Annotated in this window: 3 protein-coding genes and 2 pseudogenes; 2 read left to right on the top strand and 3 right to left on the bottom strand. The window is 38.2% G+C overall.

Annotated features, from left to right (window positions below):
• Positions 1 to 20: 20 nt before the first annotated feature.
• Together H8R24_RS13910 and H8R24_RS13905 are read left to right on the top strand one after the other, a co-directional pair.
• Positions 21 to 17,861, top strand: a complete 17,841-nt coding sequence (locus H8R24_RS13910) for a T9SS type B sorting domain-containing protein (protein WP_187020142.1) — start codon at positions 21 to 23, stop codon at positions 17,859 to 17,861.
• Positions 17,862 to 18,018: 157 nt separating this feature from the next.
• Positions 18,019 to 18,978: a PorP/SprF family type IX secretion system membrane protein gene (locus H8R24_RS13905; protein WP_187020144.1), complete on the top strand. Its 960-nt coding sequence runs from the start codon at positions 18,019 to 18,021 to the stop codon at positions 18,976 to 18,978.
• Positions 18,979 to 19,055: 77 nt separating this feature from the next.
• Here H8R24_RS13905 and H8R24_RS13900 read toward each other — a convergent pair.
• The 3 genes and pseudogenes from H8R24_RS13900 to H8R24_RS13890 all read right to left on the bottom strand — a co-directional run.
• Positions 19,056 to 19,244, bottom strand: a pseudogene (locus tag H8R24_RS13900) (tryptophan--tRNA ligase); the annotation flags it as partial.
• Between the two features lie 750 nt (positions 19,245 to 19,994).
• Complete coding sequence (locus tag H8R24_RS13895; protein WP_187038209.1) at positions 19,995 to 20,414, bottom strand: hypothetical protein; 420 nt, start codon at positions 20,412 to 20,414, stop codon at positions 19,995 to 19,997.
• A gap of 206 nt (positions 20,415 to 20,620) precedes the next feature.
• A pseudogene (locus H8R24_RS13890) lies at positions 20,621 to 21,082 on the bottom strand (hypothetical protein); the annotation flags it as partial.

The raw sequence follows: 21,082 nt of genomic DNA, 5'->3' as shown, positions 1-21,082 counted from the left end.
GGAATTAAAAAAATAATACCATGAAAAAAACTACTTTATTAAAAATCGTCCTATTGACATTTGTCTTGTTACAAGCTGCTAGTTCGTATGCGCAAACCTATACGAATTTTACACCTAGATATAATGATGACATTAAAGGGGATATGTTACTAATTGGTAATAGTATTTTAAATAGAAAGACCAATGCTGATGGGCCCAATACTGCTTATAATGGTTCTGGAGTAAATGGTTCTTTTAGTATGCAATATGTGAATATTGATAATGGTGCAACCGCAGGTATATTTAATTCAAGTAGTGCTAATTTAGTAGTTCCTAATAGCAATAAGCCTAACGCTTCTTGTTATAAGATAAGATATGCCGCTTTGTACTGGGGTGCTGTGACCAAAGGAGCTACAGCTATAACTGACGTTAAATTTAAAATGCCTACTGGGGGTTATAATAATGTAACAGGGACCGTAATATATAATGCTGGGACGACTAAAATAGGAACGAGTTATCCGTATGCCTGCTTTGCAGATGTGACCGCCTTGGTTACTGGCGCGACTAATCCTACTCCAGAAGGTACTTATACAGTTGCCAATGTATCTACGGCAGTGAGTAGCAACAGTGGTACGGGTTTATCTGCTGGATGGTCTCTTTTTATCGTGTACGAAGATCCTAAATTACCTACTAAAGCAATTACTTCTTTTGATGGATTTACCGCAATTGATCCCAGTCATAATTTAGATATCCCTGTTTCAGGTTTTAGAACAATACCAACAGGAAACGTTCGTACAAAATTTGCTTTTGCTGCTCTAGAGGGCGATCAAGCTTATAAAGGGGATTATTTAGCAATAAATGGAAATACAATTTCAGTTTCAAACGCAGCCAATACTGTGATAAGAGCTAGTAATAACTTCTTTAATAGTTCGGTTACTTATGTCGATCCAACTAGTTTAAAATCGGCAACATATTTAGATCGTAATCCTGCCAGTACGAATACCTTAGGTTATGATTCGGGGGTGTTCGAACTAAATAATAATAACAATTCCATCATTAAAAATAATGATACCAGTGCGACGATTAGTTTGCGTAGTACCCAGGACATTTATTTTTATTATTTTAATGCTATTGCAGTCGACATTATAGCGCCCGAAATTGTACTGACTAAGCAAGTTTTTGATAATGCAGCTGTACCTAATAACCTAGCTAATACAAATGTAACTAGGGGAACTAATTTGTATTACTACGTTGGTTTTCAAAACATAGGGAATGACAATGCCCAGAATTTCACGATTAAAGATATTTTGCCAGTCAATATTAATTTCGACCCTAATGATATTGTCATTCCCAACGGATCTGGAATTACCTATACGTACAACGCCGCTACACGAACCATTGTTTTTACTATTCCGAAAGAATTAGTCGAGGTAAATGACCCTCGTTATGTAATTAAATTTAAAGTGCAAGTGGTGCCTGAGTGCAATGACTTGAGTGACGCCTGTTCGACTACGATTCAAAACCAGGCTTTCGCAAGTTATAAAGGGGTTACAAGTAGTGCTGTTATCGATGATCAGCTTAGTTTGTCTACTTTCGACCAATGTTATATTGGTACAGCAGCGCCTACTAATTTCTTGGTTGGTCTAGAAGATTGTAAGTACACCAAAGATTACCAACTTTGTGGATCTAGCGTAGTACTAACGGCTGCCAATGGTTATTCTGGTTATTCTTGGTCAACTAGTGCTACAGGAACACCCGTTATTGGAACAACAAAGTCAATAACAGTGACCCAAACGGGAACTTATTACGTAAGGAATACTGCCCCAGCTCCTTGTCGTTCAATCACCGAAGAGGTGACTGTTTCGCCATCAGGTACAACGGTAAAAAACCCAATTATCCCTTTTGCTGATATCACAGCGGTTTGTCCAAACAACAAAAAAGACCTACCTAAGATATTTTTATGTGGAGCCAAAGCGACTCGTCTATTGAAATTATCAGTCACAGATGCTGAGTCTATTATTTGGCAAAAACTAGATGAAGCCAGTTGTACCGCTATTGCTAATACTGATTGTGCGAACGAAGCGTCAAGCTGCGTTTGGAATCAAGTAACTACCGGTTCGTCATATACTGCAGATACTGCCGGTCAATATCGAGTAGTCTTACATTATAAAGAAGGATGTTTTAATATTTATTATTTTAATGTTTTCAAAAATTTATTAGATCCTACTGCTACTAAACGAGATATTATTTGTGATACCGCAGGGCAAATTACAATTGGTGGTGTGCCAGGTACAGGTTATGAATTTAGTTTAAGTGCTACAGGGCCATTTCAAGACTCTAATATTTTTACAATACCTACTTCAGGAAACTATACAGTGTATATCAAACAAAAAGGAGTGGCAACGAACCCTTGTTTATTTTCTGTTCCTAATATCGATATCTTAAAACGTAATTTTACCGTTTCGGAGTTTATAGGACAACCTTTATGTAATACCGACAAAGGATCTATAAAATTAGCGGCCAATGACGTAAGAGAACAATATTACTATAGTATCAGTAAAGCGGGTACAGTTGTCAATTCGGTTGGACCAATCTTAGCTAGTGATTATACCTTCTCTAATTTATCGGCGGGTGTCTATACCTATATTGTGAAAACTAGCGACGGCTGTTTGAAGAATGGTTCATTTGAAATTATACCTCCTGCGGTTTTAAGTGCTACAGTAAATCAATCAAAAGCAATTACTTGTGAAGGTGGTGAGATTACGGTTACTCCTGTTGGAGGAACCTCTCCTTACGGTTATTATGTAAACGGAAGTACGGTTGCTGATTATAGTAACGTGATCAATACGCCTACGGCGGGACTTTATGCTATTAAAGTAGTCGATTTTAATGGTTGTGTTGCCAATACTTCTATCACTGTGGCCGCTGTTCCTAAACCGGTTTACAATACAACAGGTACTAATGTTAAATGTTATAGTGATGCATCTGGAGTAATTAATTTTAATGTGACCAATGCCAATGGATATACACTTAGTTATAGTACAGATAATGGAGTAACTTATGGTACATCGCCGATTATTTCTAACTTAAGTGCAGGAATATACAACACCATTTTAAAATATACTTTAAATGGAGTAGAATGTATCGATACCATGAAACCGATTACTATTAGCCAACCGTCAACGGCTTTAACCGCTTCGGCAGGAGTTTCGGCTTTAGCAGGTTGTGGTGTTAATAAAACAGATGGTACCATACGTATTACAAATCCTGATGGTGGAACACCGTTTCCAGCACCCAACTTATATCTATACAGTTTTGACAATCAAGCCACTTGGATTACTACTAATCAAGCGGATAAAGCACCTGGTACGTATACCGTATATATTAAGGATGCTAATGGATGTATTTATGCAATGCCTAATATTGTAATTGATCCTAAACCAGTTGCTCCAGTTATTGATGTAGCTACGCCGGTAGATTTTAATTGTGATGGTACAGCAACTAGCACAGTTACAATTACGAATCCGTCAAACGCTAACTTTACGTATAGCTATTACATGGACGGAAAATTGAACACAAATACTACAAACCCTAACGTGTTTTTGAATGTTCCTGCCGGAACGCATTCGGTAAAAGTAGTCTACAAATTAGTAGCTGTTACCACCTACAGTAATTTATTATACGAAACCTTTGGTTATGGTGATGATACTACTTCTCCAGGAATTAATTCTGTTTATTATTGTTTTGAAAGACAAGTAGCTGCAACACAATGTAAGGGAAGCCCTGCTATTAATGATGGGGATTACTCTGTGACTGCAAAGATCCAATATCCTTTTGGTGCATGGATTGCGCCTGTAGATCATACCCCAGCAACTACCCCAGTTACGCCAAAAGGTAGATTTATGGTGGTAAATATTGGGGCTACGATACCAAAGACCGAAATTTTATATCAAAAAACAATTAATGATATTATTCCAAATCAACCTATTAATGTAGAGTTCTATGCCATGAACTTACTGAATAAAAGCAATACACAATTTGATCCTGATCTAGTAGTTGCATTGGTTAATTCAGCTGGAGTCGAAATTTCATCATATAGTACAGGGAATATTCCTAAGTCTGAAAAATGGGAAAAATATCCTACAGTCCCTATAACCCTAAATCCGGGTTCAAACACCACTTTAAAATTTATTGTAAGGTCTAATGTGCAGCAAACCAGTGGTAATGATGTTGCTTTTGACGATATCAAAGTGTACCAATTACCTGTTTCCTGTGCCGAGGAAAAAATACTGACAGTGGTGGTCCCTGATGGAAAAGCGTTTAATGCTACGGTAACGAGTTTTAAAAACGTAAAATGTAACGGAGAAACCAATGGTGAAATTACCATTACAGCCGAAAACTTTAATACGACCTCAGGATACCAATATTCTAGAGACAATGGTACAACTTGGTTGACAACTACAACTTCGCCATTAGTACTTACAGGCTTGGGAGCTGCGGGTTATAATGTATTAGTTCGTTACAATGCAACTTCTACAGGAGGTTGTGTAAAAACGCTTACGCAAACTATTACCGCGCCTGCTGCCGTAGTGGTGACTGCTTCAGTAACAAAGCAAGCTACTTGTATCACTGGTGCTACTATCACTGCAAATACAACAGGTGGTACGACTGCTTACCGTTATGAATTATGGAATAGTACCAAAACAACAATCGTTAAACCATCTCAAAACACGGGCGCCTTTAATGATATAGCGGCTGGAAGTTATTTTGTACGCGTGTACGATGCCAATAATTGTACTGATGATACAGATACAGCGGTTGTAGTTACCGCTCCTGCAGCACCTACAGCAACTATTGTAGCCAATACTGCAAGATGTTTTGACCCAGCAACTGGGGCTAATATAACTGTTAATGTAGCTGGAGGTTTAGCACCATACAGCTACCAAACAAGCACAAATGGCGGTACTTCGTACGGAGGATCTAGTGCGAGTTTTTCAACAGCTAGTTTCACTTATAACGCCAGTACAACGGGTAGTTATACGTTTAAAGTTACGGATGCCAATGGATGTACTGCAACTACAGCCAGTCAAGTAATTAATGCCAAGTTAACGGCTAACGCTGCTGTTACTACTGATCTAGATTGTGATGCACCACCTGCCAATCAAGCGGTGATTACGGGAACTATTTCGGGAGGTACTGCTCCTTTTACTGTGATTAAAACAGGGGCTGCTGCAACTGGAACTTTGGTTCAACCTACTGCTAGCGGAACAACTTTTACCTATACAACTGATGTAGCAGGAACTTATAATTTTCAAATTACAGATGCTATTGGTTGTGTAACCACAGCTTCGGCAACAATAAATGCTTTAGTGCCAGTTACTGGAACAGCTACGGTTACGGATGTAACTTGTTTTAATGCTGCCAACGGTAGCGTAACATTGGCCGCTACAGCAGGTGTGGCTCCTTTTACCTATAGTTTTAATAATTCTACTTTTACAGCTACAACTACTTATACTAATGTAGCAGGATCTGTGGCGGGAACAAGCTATAATTATGTTATTAAAGACAATAAAGGATGTACGTATCCGGGTACTGTAAGTATCAAACAGCCCGAAGCAATTGCAATATCAGCTAGTATTACAACTACTTACAATTGTGATCATGCGGCTACTATTACAGCTTTAGCTACCAAAGGTAACGGATCATCTTATACTTATACCTTGTTCAGAGGGGCTACTACAGTGGCTTCGAATGGATCAGGAATTTTTAGCGGAATTACAACGGCTGGATCGTATACGGTTCAAGCGACAGATAGTAAATCTTGCTCGATTACTTCATCTCCTGCAATGGTTATCGTGGCATTGAATCCACCTACAGCCATGACCATTACAAATACGGCACTTAAATGCCCATCGAATAAAGTGGATGTCACTATTGATTCTTATGTTGGCGGAACAGGTGCTGTAGAGTATCAAATTATTGCTCCAGCTGCTGCAGCGACAGCTTATCAATCTTCAAAAACTTTTACAAATCTTGATCCAGGAACGTATACGTTCCAAGTGAAAGATGCCAACAACTGTACCTTCTCTAAAACACATACTATAACTGCCTTGCCTGCTATTGCAGCATCAGCAGTGGTGGTGAATAATGTGAAATGTTTTGGAGATGCCAATGGTTCAGTAAAATATACGATCTCTGGTTTTGCTACCAATACTCCTTATTCATACACTATTGACGGAGGTACTGCAGTTATAGGAACAGCTACAGGAAATCCTTTTGACTTTACGATATCTGCTTTAAGTGCAGGTGCTCATCCTATAGTAATTACAAATACAGCTACAGCCTGTACAGCAACTGCAACAGCAACTGTGGCACCACCTGCAGCAGCATTAGCAATCAGTGCTCCAACAATCACAGCAATTACGTGTACTGCCAATGCAACAGCGGTAATCAATACAACGGGTGGTTGGGGATCAAATAGTTATACCGTTACAGGACCATCTCCTGCGACAACTGCTGTAACACAATCTAATAAGTCATTTACCAACCTTACTGAGGGTACTTATACCGCATCAGTAACGGATGCCAATGGATGCTCAGTTTCAATACCTTTTAAAATTGCTCCAAAGGTGCTAGTTGTAGCAGCTATTGATGCAACAAGTTCTAATTACTGTTATGTTACTGGAACAGGTGCAAGTTTAGTTGTAGCACCTAATATGCAAACTAATTATGTGTATAGTATCAATGGTGGAGCAACTCAAACCACTGGAACTTTTAATAATCTTACTCCAGGTGATTACGTTATTCGTGTTACAGATACCTCTACAAGTTGTTTTAAAGACTTACCATCACAAAAAATCGCATCGCCTATTAGCGCAAGCACAGCAATTACGAAAGATTTAGATTGTACAACAACTACTGCTACTTCTGCAAATGCGACGATCCAAGTAAGTATTGCTAATGGGTATGCGCCTTATTCGTATAAATCAAGTACAACAGCGGGTTCCTTCACTGGTACTGCTAATCCTGTAACGGGTAGTTCATTTTCGTATAGTGCAGCAACAGCAGGAACTTATTATTTTGAAATTACTGACAGTAAAGGCTGTACAACAGTAGTAAGCAGAACAATAAATGCTATTGTTTTACCTACATTTACTAGTACTCAAGTCAATGTAAAATGTAAAGGAGATAATACAGGTAGTATTACTGTGTCAGGAATTCCTGCTTCGGGAACTTATCAATATAGTAAAGACAACGGTGCAACTTTTCAATCAACGAATACATTTACAGGATTAATTGCCGGAACTTATCCAATGGTGATAAAAGACAGTAAATCATGTATTTCATTAAAAACAGATGTTGTAATTACGGAGCCAACTATTGGTTTAACAGCATCAGCTGCTGCAACTCCATTAACTTGTAGTGCAACCAATACACAACAAGCAGCAACTATTACGGTTACAGCTCAGTACGGTACACCATTTACAACGGGAAGTGCCTACTTATACAGTTTTAACGGTGGTGGGTATGGTTCATCCAATACGTATACCGTAAATACTGCGTCTACGGTTACAATCAATGTGAAAGATGCGAATGGTTGTATTGCTGCAACTTCACAAACAATAGCGGCTTTAAACCCTCCAACGGCTTTAAGTTTTGCGCAAGTGAATCCTATTACTTGTAAAACAACCGAATTAACAACTGATGTAACTGCTACGGTTACTAATGGAACGGGACCTTTTACATATGAAATTACAGCTCCTTCTTCACCTGTTGTTGCAGCTACAGGAATTACAACAAATACACATACTTTCACAGGTTTAGCACCTAATACCTATACTATTAAAGTTACAGATGCTAATGGTTGTTCGTTTAGCAATATTTACAGAGTAGATGCAGTAACACCTATTACGGTGACGGGATCATTAGTGAATAATGTGAGTTGTAATGGTGCAAATGATGGTAGTATCAAATTTACTGCTGGTGGGAATATTACTGGAGGATATAGTTTTGTATTATTTGATGGAACTTTGACTTCTATTAGTCCTGCAAATACTTCGGCCGGAAATACTATTACCTATACAGGACTTGCACCTGATACTTATAAAGTAGTTGTTACTAATACAGCGACCGGTTGTACTGCTAACGCTACTGTTACAGTAACGCAACCAACTGCAATTACAGCTTTAGCCGCTTCGGGTACTAAAGTATATTGTACGCAAGCTGTTACAACAATCACGGTTTCTGCTTCTGGTGGAACAACGCCATTGTATTATGCGGTTGTACCTGCTACAGCAGTGGCACCAACTTTCCCAACAGATTATAATACATCCGGTATTTTTACAAGAAATACAGCTACTCTTGGATTGTCATATACTGCTTATGTAGTAGATAAAAACGGAAATTGTGCGCAAACTATAGGTTTATCAATTACTCAGGATGCTACGCCAGCAGTTACGGCATCTTCAGGAACTAATTGTTTAGGTACAGGAACTTATACCATTACGGCTACTGATACTACACCATTAGGTGCAATAGCGCCTGTTACGTATAGTTTGAATGGTGGTGGTTTTGTGACTACTAATACGTTCACAGTAACAGCAGCGGGTGATTATAGCGTTACTATTAAAGACGGAAACGGTTGTACTGCTACAAGTAATACGGTAACGGTCTATCCTAAAGTGACAATAAGTGCCGTTTTAAACAAAGATGTTACTTGTGCTTATGTAAGTCCATTTATGTCTAATGATGCTCAAATTACAGTAACAGCGGCGGGTGGTAATGGGCCTTATACGTATGAATCTAAAGAAGCTTTGGGTTCATATACTACAATGGCTAGTAATGTGTTTACTACCAATGCTGCAGGAAGTTATACTTTTAGAGTAACAGATGCAAGCGGATGTTCAATTACTACAACCACAGCTATTGCAGTAACGACACCAGTTAATCCTGATATTACTGGATTTACGCAAACACAATTTATTAAATGTAGTGGTGATACAAACGGTGCGTTTAGTGTTGCTATTGATCCTACTTTGGGACAAGCACCTTTTAAATATAGTGTTAATGGTGGTGCTTACCAAACCTCGAATACTTTTACAGGCTTAGCAGCTGGAGTTTATAATGTGACTGTACAAGATGCTAAAGGTTGTACCAATACAGATAGTTTTACTATTGTGGGTAAATCTCCAATGGTCATTGATAAAACAGTAATACCTATACAATGTAATTCTGGTACTGGTGTTTCAAAAGGATCAATTATTATTAATAAAATAACTGACGGTATTAGTGCTGTTGGAGGAACAGGTGGAACCGCTCCTTATACGTATTATGTAACGGGAATTAATGGTTACAATCAATCTGAAAGTAATGCGTCTGGAACAACTTCAGTTACTTTTAATGTAGTTGATTTTGGATTATATCAAATTAGAGTAGTAGATGCTAATGGTTGTTCTGTATATGAGAATAATGTTTTAGTGGCTTCACCACCTAACTCATTAGGGATAGCCATTGCTCCAGCATCAAATTGTACAACTGGAGGAACAGCTGACGTGACTATTACGTCAAGTTTTGCAGGTGTAGGACCTTTCCATTTTAATATTTATAGTGGTCCAGGACAAGTTTGGACTGCTGATGGTGTTCTTGGTTGGCAAGGTGAGAGTACTTCAGGAAGTAAGACAACTACTTTTACTGGTTTATTGCCAGGAGTTACTTATACGTTCATAGTATACGATTTTGCAACTAAATGTTATTACTACGAAACGGCAACGACACCTATTCCAACAAATTCGACTTTAGCTTTGACTAATGTTGTAGGAAATAATGTAAAATGTTTTACCGATACTTATGGTAGTGTAAATTTTGATATTACTAATAATTATGCAACAGCAGTAGATGTAACTTATCAAGTGTATGAGTCGTTTACAAATAATCTAATAGCAGGGGCGGGAATTACGGTTCCTGTAAGTATTGCTGCTGGTAGTACGCTATCATTAACTGAATATGCAGCAGGAATACTTCCTGTAGGTACTTATTACGTTCTAGTTAAAGAAGCATCTGGAGCTAATGCTGGTTGTAGTGTTGTATCGTCTGATTTTAATATTAAAAAATCTACTTCACAATTGGAAATTGCTGCAACAGCAGTAAAAAAATCAAATTGTAATGAGTTAGGAAGTATTTCGGCAGAAGCTACAAAAGGAACAGGACCTTATAGATACCAGGTTGTAGCTACAGGCGACCCTGTTGTACCAGCAAACTGGACAACTACTGCTGTCTTTGATAGAGCGGGTTCTATAGCAGGAATTATTTATGATGTATCTGCGTTAGATAGTTATGGATGTATTGTAAAAACTCCTGTAACTGTTTATGCTGATGAAAACCCTACTATTACTGCACCAGCATCAATTTGTTATGATGGAAATGCATTTACAATTGCCATTACAGGAACAGTAGATTCAGGAATTGTAGGGGCAGAAAGCTATAGTGTTAATGGAAGTGCTTATCAATCAAGCCCTAATTTCACCTTTAATGCAGCTGGAACTTATAATTTAGTGATTAAAGATGGTAATGGTTGTACTGCTGATGTTGACTACGTAGTTTATCCGCAGTTAGATTTAAAAGCGGTTATCAATAAAGGACTTGATTGTACTGGATCACCAGATGCAACAATTACTTTGACTACTACTGGAGGAAATGTTTTACCAACACCAAATTATACATATACTGTTTCATATAATAGTGGAGTGGCAGTTGCTGCAACCTCACCTTATGCTGCAACAGCGGCTGGAAATTATGTATTTACAGTTACTGATGCTAATAATGGTACAACTTGTACAACATCAGCAACGGTGACAATTGACGCCATTCCAACACCTACAATTACACCATCTGTTACAGATGTGAGTTGTTTTAGTGGAACTGACGGTGCAATTTCAGTGGCAGTTAGCGGTGGCGTAGGTCCCTTTACTTATGCTTTGACAAGCACTCCTGCCATTACTAATACAACTGGCGATGCAACGGGTGTTTATACTGGATTAGCAGCTGGCACTAATTATGTGGTGACGGTTACTGATGCAAAATCATGTACCTATCCAACTACTATTACAGTTGGTCAGCCAACTGCTGCTTTGGCAGGATCCGCAACAGTTACAACCGCATTATCTTGTGGCGCAGGAAATGTAGCTCAAGCAGCTACTGTTACCTTAAGTGGTACAACGGGAACCGGAACAGGTGCTTTTGAATATAGATTTGATGGTAGCGCTTACGATACAAACAATGTTTATACCGTAAATGATACGGGATCTGATCAAAACATTAATTATGGTATAAAAGATGCAAATGGCTGTGAGGTTACAGGAACGGTACTAATTGCCAAATTGAATCCTCCGGTTTTTGATGCTCCTTCAACATTTACTCAAACAACAGTTACTTGTAATACGCCTACTAGTGATGTTACAGTTACTAGCACTAATGGTATAGGTACAATAACTTATGCTACGATTGCGCCATCGCCATTGCCATTACAAAGCAGTGCTACCGGTAATTTTACAGGATTAGCTCCTGGCGAATATACTTTCTTGGTTACAGACGGCAATGTTTGTACAGACCAAGTGAATTATAGAGTGAATGATGTAACGAAGATTAATGTAGTAGAACAATCAACTACAGGTATTACATGTAGTACAGCAACTGATGGTAAAGCCAGTTTCTTAGTAACTGGTTTTGGTACAGGAGTTGCCACTTATCAATATACTTTAGATACAAATCCTGCTGTTACGGGACTTAGTACGCCAACAATTAATTTAATTAATTTGGCTTCAGGTCTTCATACTATTACAGTATTGGATGACGAAACGGGTTGTTCATTGCCGTTGAATTTTACAATTGCTGCACCAACAGCTGCATTGGCTATAAACAAAACAGTAACTGCTTTAGGTTGTACCACAACGGGTGCTGTAACCATTACTGCTACCGATGGATGGGGTACTTATGATTACACCCTAACACAACCGGATTTAACTGTTTTAAATAACAATACAGGTGTTTTTGGTGGTCTTACTCAAACTGGTACTTACAACATCAGTGTTGTAGATGCTAATGGTTGTGCGGTAACTGATAGTTTTACACTAGTGACACCAACGCCTCCAACGGCTTCAATTGATGTAACTTCAGATTATTGTTTTGATAGTACAAATGCTGCTACTTTAGTGATTACCGCTTCTGGTGGAGCTGGAAGTTATGAATACAGCATTGACAATGGAGCAACATGGCAAACTACTGATACATTTACTGGTTTAACACCAGGAACCTATGCTGTGATGGTTAAAGATGCTTTTGGATGTACATCGACTGCATTTAATGCAACGATCGAAGCACAACTTTTTGCTACAGCAGTAAAAACAAAAGAACTTGACTGTACAGCTCCGCCAGATGGTACGATACGTATTACACCTACAGGTGGTTATAGTCCGTATGCGTATAGCGTGAGCTCAGATGCGGGAATAACGTTTACTACAATTACAGCAACTGACCCAGCTTATACTGATTATACAGTACCTGTTGCAGGTAGTTATGTTTTTGAAGTGACCGATAGCAAAGGATGTCAGTATGTTACCACTCCAGCAGTTGTGATGACGGCACCAACAGCTATTACTTTAGTAGCTTCAGACATTACAACTACACCAGTAGATTGTAATGCGCCACAAGGAACAAACAATAACGGTACGATTACAGTGAACTTGGATTTGGTTGCAAATAACAATCCAGATTACACCTATACATTGAACCAACTGACTCCAGTTACCAATACTACAACTCAAAGCACGAATGGGTTTACAGGTTTAACAGCTGGTACGTATGAGGTAGTGGTGACTTCGGCTAGAGGTTGTACGAATGCTACTCCAGTTCCAGTAACGATAGCTGCTGTAACTCCAGTGGAGGCAACAGCAGCGGTAGCAGCATTTAGTTGTTCGCCAACTAATACAGTGAACACTACAACGGTGACTGTTACAGGTACAGGAGGAAAAGGAACAAATGCAGTTACAGATTATACATATAGTGCAGATGGTACCAATTGGTTCACAACTAATACTTTTGAAATTGCCGATACAGGAGCTACACAAAACCTTTATTTCTATGTAAAAGATGCCAATGGTTGTGTTGATATGACAAATTCACCAGTAATAATTACTGCTTTCCCTAAATTGGTGTCGGCAGTGGCAACACAAGTCACAAAAATTGATTGTGTGAATCTAGGTGAAGAAATCTTAGTAACGATTACTGGAGGATCTAACAGTCCAAATGCATTTACTTATGAGGTGTATCAAGACGGTGTTTTAATCACAGCAACACCAGTTGCAGTTGTAGGAAGCACTTTTAACTATACCGCTGCAACAGCTGGTAGTTATTATGAATTTAAAATTTTCGACAACAATACAGGCTGTACCATTACCTCTGATGGGTATGAAGTGCCATTGTACAACACTATGGTGGTGAATGCTACCGCTGCTGCAAATGTGGATTGTACCACTAATGCAACAGGAAAAATTGAATTGAACATCACTGGATATTCGGGTGCCTATGATTATGAAATTTTCAATGGTGCAACTGCAGTATTTACAGGAACAGCAAACACGAGTACGAATCCGTTTGTACTTACGGATGGTTTAGTAGCAGGAACTACTTATACCGTTCAAGTAACACAAACAGCCTACCCGCAATGTGTGGTTGTTTCTAATGTAGTGGAGATTACAGAGCCAGCGCCATTGGTGCTAAGCCCTGCGATTACAGTGGTGAATAAAAACTGTTTTAATGAAGCAACGGCTACAGTACCTGCAACAGCTGTAACAGGCGGTACAGGACAATATTTGTATGCTTTTGTAGCTTCGACAACAACTCCTACAGCAACGGATTATACAACTTCAAATACGGCAACATTAGCAACAACAACGATCAGTCCAGCAACAACAGCGTATGATGTATGGGTGAAAGATGCTAATGGTTGTACCAGTATGCAAACCATTCAAGTAACTACGGATCCGCTACCGGCAGTAACCGCTGCAGTAGACAGTCAGTGTGCTTCGGCAACGGGTTATACCATTACGGCAACAGGTAGTTTAGGAAAAGGAGCTTTAGCATACAGTTTAGACGGAATCAGTTTCCAAACAGCTACTACATTCAATGTAACAGCTCCAGGAACTTATACGGTTACAGTACGTGATGCCAATCAATGTACAGCAACTGCAACAGCGGTTACTGTTCTAGAACCGTTGCAACTGGATGCTATAATTACAACAACACCTACTTGTACAACTGCAGATGGTGTAGTAACATTAACAGCGCAAGGAGGTACTGTTCCGGCTAATTATAGTTACAGTAATGATGGAACTACTTATGTTTCTGGAAATGTGTTTAGTGGTCTAGCGCCAAATAATTATACATTCTACCTAAGAGACAATACTACCTTATGTACTAAAACAACTGCTGTTGTTATTGATGCGCCTAATACAACTATTGATTTTAGTGTGTCTCAAACAGCGGTGACTTGTAACGGTGGAAACGATGGAACGATTTTAGTGACATTGGCTACGCCAACAACAACCGTGAACAACAACCCTATTTATACCTACAGTATAGATGGTGTCAATTATCAGACTTCTAATCTATTCCAAGGATTAGCGACTGGTACGTATACAGTTGATGTACGTTCAGGAAAAGGTTGTCCGGCAATTGCGCAAACGATCCCAGTGGGTGAGCCTAGTTTAATTACGGTGCCAGCTCCTACGGTCGTTGAGTACGGTTGTACAACTGGAAACACTAAAAACTTCGCTACCATTACGGTATCGAGTGTAACTGGTGGATCTACTAATTATGTGAATTATGAATTTATCAAAGGAGGTACGCAAGTATACTTTGGACCAAATAATGTCTACACCGAAGCAGATCTAAACGGCGGAAGCTATACTGTGAATGTGTATGATGATAATGGATGTATAGGAACGGCAGCTGCGGCAGCAGTAATTAAACCATTTGTAGCCTTGGATGCAGTAACTGTTGCAGTTACGAGAGCCATTACTTGTAATAACTTAGAAGAAATTAGCGTAACGGTAAGCCATATTGGTGCCACAGCGCCTACTAATCTAATCTATACATTGGTTGATATTGATGGTGCGGGGGTTACAGGTACGCTTTATCCTGCTCAAACAAATGCTACAGGATTATTTGTAGGTTTACCAGTGGCTGATTATTTAGTGACAGTTACCAATACGGATACCAATTGTAGCGTACAAACGGTGCATTATGTAAACGAACCAAATACGTTTGACTTGACTATCACCAATGTGGTAGACCTTATTTGTTATTCAAGTACAGACGGTAGCGTTGATGTTACTTTTGTAGATGGTTTAATCACCACTACACCACCAAACGGTGATGATGCAGGGCCATTTACATACACTGTTGAGGATGCTCTAGGAAATCTGGTAACGAGTGGAACTGCAACTACTGCAGGACCAATAACGATAGGAAACTTAGCGAGTGGAACTTATACGATAGCTGCTACTTTGAGTCAGTCTCCTTCATGTACAGTTGTAAAAAACTTTACAATTACAGGACCAGCTGAAGCATTAACAGCAGCCGAAACGCATACAGAAATCACTTGTGTTGCAGGAAATAATGACGGAACAATCTCGGCTACCGCAACTGGTGGATGGTCAGGAGATTATGAATATGAATTAGTAGGGCCTACTGCTGCACAATCTGTAGCTTATTCTACTGTAGCCGAATTTACAGGCTTAACAGCAGGTAGTTATACGGTTAATGTGAAAGACAGTAAAGGATGTGTGGACTCAGTACCGGTGGTATTGAATAATCCAACACCAATCGTGGTAACTGGAACAGCAAGTGTACCAGCGGTAACCTGTTTTGGAGATACTACGGCTACTATTACTGCTGGAACACCTACTGGTGGATCAGGTAATTATTTATACACTTTAGTAACTACTTTACTGGATGGAACAGTTACTACTGATGGTCCGCAGGTGTCGAATGTGTTTACTAATTTGGGTGCTGGAAGCTATCAAGTAAAAGCGTCTGATACATGGGGTTGTGAAGGTGCATCGGCAACGATAACAATCAATGAGCCTGTGGTTGTAGATGCGAGCCTAGTAGTTAGTTCAACACGTACTTGTACAACAGATTCAACAGTAACTTTAACAGCTAGTGGCGGTACAGCTCCTTACCGTTACAGTACGGACCCTAACTTTGCAACTAGTACAGCGATGACTGGAAGTTCCGTTACCATATCAGTTCCTGTAGGATCTTATAAATACTATGTGAGAGATGTAAACGGTTGTCCAAGCGATGAGTCTAATACCATTACAATTGATCCTTTACCGGCATTGACTGTAGCTGTGGATGTGACTAATGCTTCGATTAACTGTAAAGGTGATGACTCGGGTGTAATTGTAGCTACGGCTCAAGGTGGTCTAGGAAATTATGTGTACAGTTTGCGTGATGGTAGCGGTAACGCTTTATCATTTGTGGCAACACAAACGACTCCTGGATACTTTACTAATTTACCTGCGGGATCTTATACTGTAAACGTTGTAAGTGGAGATTGTAATGTAAGTTCTCCATCGGAATCAATTACAGAACCGTTACTACCATTAGGAGCGACTTCTAGTACTATTGATGTAACCTGTTCAGGCAATAAGAATGGTTCGATTACAATTCTAGCAACTGGTGGTACAGGTATTATTAAATATGCGATCTCACCAGACTTTAGACAATTCTTTGATTCGAATGTTTTTGTAAAACTTGATGCTGGTTTCTATGATGTATTGGTTCAAGATGAAAAAGGATGTTACCAAATACTAAACGGTATCGAAATTAAAGAACCAAAATCAATCAATGCTACAAGTACAATTGTGAGACAAGAGATTTGTTTGGGTGATAATCAAGGAGCGTTTAACGTGGATATTGCAGGTGGAACAGCACCTTACAGTGTAAGCTTAGACAATCAAACAGGAACTTATACAACAGGTACTGCTGCTCAAACACAATTTAGTTTCACTGGTTTAGCTGGTGGTGATCACAAAGTATATATTATTGATGCTAATAAATGTACGTCTCAAATTACAGTGAATATGGATTTACCAGTGAATCTGGATCCTGTTGCAATTGTGGAGTATGGCTGTACAGGTAATAAAGCAAGTAATATGGTTACGGTGACCCTACATAAAGATTTCACAGATCTAGCTAATGTAGAGTATGCGCTTGATGGTAGTACTACTTTCCAAAAAAGCGAAATCTTTATTGATGTAGCTCCAGGAAGACACAGTATTACAGTACGATACATACCAAATGGTTGCGAGAAAATCACGCCTTCATTTACTGTTAATGCTGTAGCGCCATTGGCTATTAATCTGAAAGATGGTGGATTGAATGAAATCATTGCAACTACAACAGGTGGTGCAGGTGGATATCAATACAGTGTGAATGGTGAATCGTATGGAAGTACAAACAACTTTATCATTTACAAAACAGATGATTATACCGTTACAGTAACAGACTTGAATGGTTGTACTGCTTCGCAAGTGATTCATGTTGATTTCATAGAAATTGTGATTCCAAACGTGTTTACACCAAATGGTGATGGAAACAATGATACTTGGTTCCCGCTTAATGCGCAAAACTATGTAGACATCTATGTGTATGTATTTGACCGTTACGGTCGTAAGATAGGCACATTCAGACAAGGACAAGCATGGGATGGTAAGTACAATGGTGCCGAGCTTCCTTCTGGAGATTACTGGTACGTATTGAAATTGAACAACGTAAAAGATGCCCGTGAGTTTGTAGGGAACATAACGTTGTATAGATAAAAAAATGTGGTATTCGAATGATTTTAAAATAGTAAGCAGTAAGTTTATAGTGTTTTAAAGTCATTCGGTGCTATGATTTATAAAAGTTCTTTACGCTTAGCTACTGGCTAGTTAAGATTAGAAATGCAGAACTAAAAAAGAAATAATAAGGATTCAGATGAAAAAAGTAATACTATCATTTTTTCTCCTAGTAGGAACCGCAAGTTTCAGTCAGGAATTAAATTTACCCGTTTTTACACAGTACTTGGCCGACAATCCATTTGTAGTTTCGCCTACATTTGCTGGTATTGGAGACAACCTTAGGATTAGAGCCAATGGTTTGACGCAATGGGTAGGGATTCCGAATGCGCCCGACAATCAATCTATTTATGCCGATTTTAGAATTGCCGATCGCTCGGGAATTGGTGTTTCGGTTTTTAATGATAAAAATGGAAATACGAGTCAAAAAGGAGCCAAGTTCTCTTTTGCGCAGCACATCATTTTAGATTATTACTCCAAGCAGTATTTGTCATTTGGTTTGTCTTTTAACTTGAATAATTTTAGCATCGACGTTAATAATTTGGCGCCGGGTTCATTTGATCCCAGTATTACAGACAATAGATCCATTACCAACAAGAACTTTGACGTAGGGGTTTTGTATCGAAATAAAGAGTTTTACGCGAGTTTAAATGCCAATAACATATTGGATAAGGATATTACGAAATATGGCGTATATGAGCCTAATTTACTGCTTAATTTCCAATTGTATTCGGGTTACGTAATCAAGAACAAAGAAAATAGGTCGGATATTGAGCCATCGGTTTATTACCAGCTCTTTGCAAACGACGGAAGATCCAGTACCGATTTAAACATCAAGTACCGTAAATACAACCGTTACGAAGATTATTATTGGGCAGGAGTTTCATATCGTTTCTTAAACGATCAAATAGGAAAACCATTGAATGTAGGTCCAATGGCTGGTTTTAAAAAGTCCGGATTTTATTTTGGATATTCGTACCAGATGACCGTGAATCAGTTGTCTTCCTACAACTCAGGAACACACGTGATCACCATAGGATTTGACTTCCTACAAGGTATAAGTGATTGTCCTTGTACTCAAAGTCCAGTACACGACTAACAAGATTTAAATGATATACAAAAGCCCTTTCTAGATCAAACTAGAAAGGGCTTTTTTGTGTTAACTTATTGAAGGATTTAAAGCGCTTCAAAGCCTAGTTTTTCTCTTACCCTTGATAAGACACCATTTGCAACCGTTGTTGCTTTATTTGCGCCTATTTTAAGCAAAGCATCTACTTCTGGAAGGTTGTTGATGTAGTAGTTGTATTTTTCTCTTTCGGTTTTAAAAGTCTCGCAAATCAGTTCGTATAACGCTTGTTTGGCATATGTTTTATACAACTTTTTCCAATGTTTCAAGTTAAATAAATCATTGTGTATATTTTAAAGGTGTAACATGGTCAAATCCTTCATTTCCATTAAAAATTCGTAAAGGCTGTGTATTACTTATTTTATCTCTCTGAAGAATATAAAATTTGTGTTTGTCTAGTTTTTATGTTTCCAAAAAAGTTAATACTGGTTCATAATTCTTCAAGTAAGGGGATGCACATGAAAGGAAATAAAAAGGAGCTACAAAAAACGTTAATTTTAGTTTTTTCATATTTATAATTATTTTTTACACGGGATTCCAGTTAGTGTTATTTCGCCAAAATTGGTTCCACTTCTTTCAGCTTGGACTCTCTTTTTTATTCTAATTCTATCTTTAAAATGGCTATCATTAGGGGTATCAGGATATTTTTTAACAATTGTACTTTTCTATGCAGTAAATAAGGGATTTTGCTTGACGCCTATTCGAGTGGGGGTGAAGTAGTAGACATTCGCACAGCAGCCCGCAGTTTTTAAGAACACTTCGAGCAGCTAGTTAAAAATGGGAGCTTGTAGTTTTAAGAGCTTTTCCATTATTTTAAAGCTTTGTACAATTATCAACAAGGTGTGTCCGGCTTTTCGTCCCATACCTTGTGCTATTTGATGTCTAAAGTTATTTAGACATGACTAACTTAGACATTACAGAAAGTTAGGAAAGCAAAAAAGAAGATTTAAACATTACTGTGAAAATCATGAGGTTTCTCATCTGTGTTTTTAATTCAACTTATAGGTTTTCCATCTTAAGTAATTGCCGTCCTGCAATTTATGTATAATATAAGTAGGAGCAGTTGTTTTATAGCCGCTTTCTCTAAACTGCTTTACTGTAATGTACTTAATACAATCTAAAGATTTTAATTTCTCTGGTTTTAAACCAAAAACAGAAAGATTTACCGAAAAATTAGGTAATCCAGCACTGTTGCTGTCCCTTGTATTATTATAATATTCTTTTGTGGTTTTATCTCTTGCTTTTTTGGTTTGATATTTTTCAAAATATATTGCAAAAGTTGCAGCTGTTGTATCATTATTAAAACCATATTTTCCAGTAATTTTATCATTTAAATCTAACAATATGGTTGTTTTCTCTTTTTTTAATTCTTGTGCACAAGAAATGTAACATATGCTTAAAAAGAACAAAATTGTTGTTTTTTTTCTTATTGACGTGGTGTATTGTTATAATTATTATATAAATCTAAAATTTTCAATCTTTGAGCTTGTGGAATAGCTGCCCACGCGGCGGTAGGTTGGGGCGGTAGACCTGTATTATAGTTTATTTCTCCCGTTCCCATAAGAACAATCCAAGCTAGGGCATTGTATACATCCTCATTTCGAGTATTATCGAATTATTTCATAGTTTGTATTATTAAATCACGCGAAAGTTGTGCCATATATTCATGTTGAGGCTCTGATGGTGAACCACCAAGTGGAATTTCATATCTATACATGGTATAATAATAGGCTATTTCTTTCTCATCATTTCTAATACTTTCAATAAACTCGAATGACCATGGGATTTCTTTGTTAGCGGATAGTAATAATAATGTTCTGTACATTTCTGCATGAATCATTTCGTGTATAAAAGTTCTAACAATATCTAATGTGGGTGTATTTAATTGATCAGGGTTAAATTTAATTTCAATCAATAAATTTATGGGTTCATAAGTTATCGCAGTTGCGTTTGGATATTTAGGATCTATACCGACACTTAGTTTTAAATCGGCTATAGAAAAAGCACTGTCAAATTGTTTCAAGTAGTATTGAAAGGTTGGAGAACCACCTAACTTATCGTAGACACCTTTTAAACA

Source organism: Flavobacterium muglaense (genome assembly GCF_014305155.1).
Lineage (GTDB): Bacteria > Bacteroidota > Bacteroidia > Flavobacteriales > Flavobacteriaceae > Flavobacterium > Flavobacterium muglaense.
The sequence above is the reverse complement of the archived record's forward strand: the minus strand, read 5'-3'. Positions and strand labels throughout refer to the sequence as shown.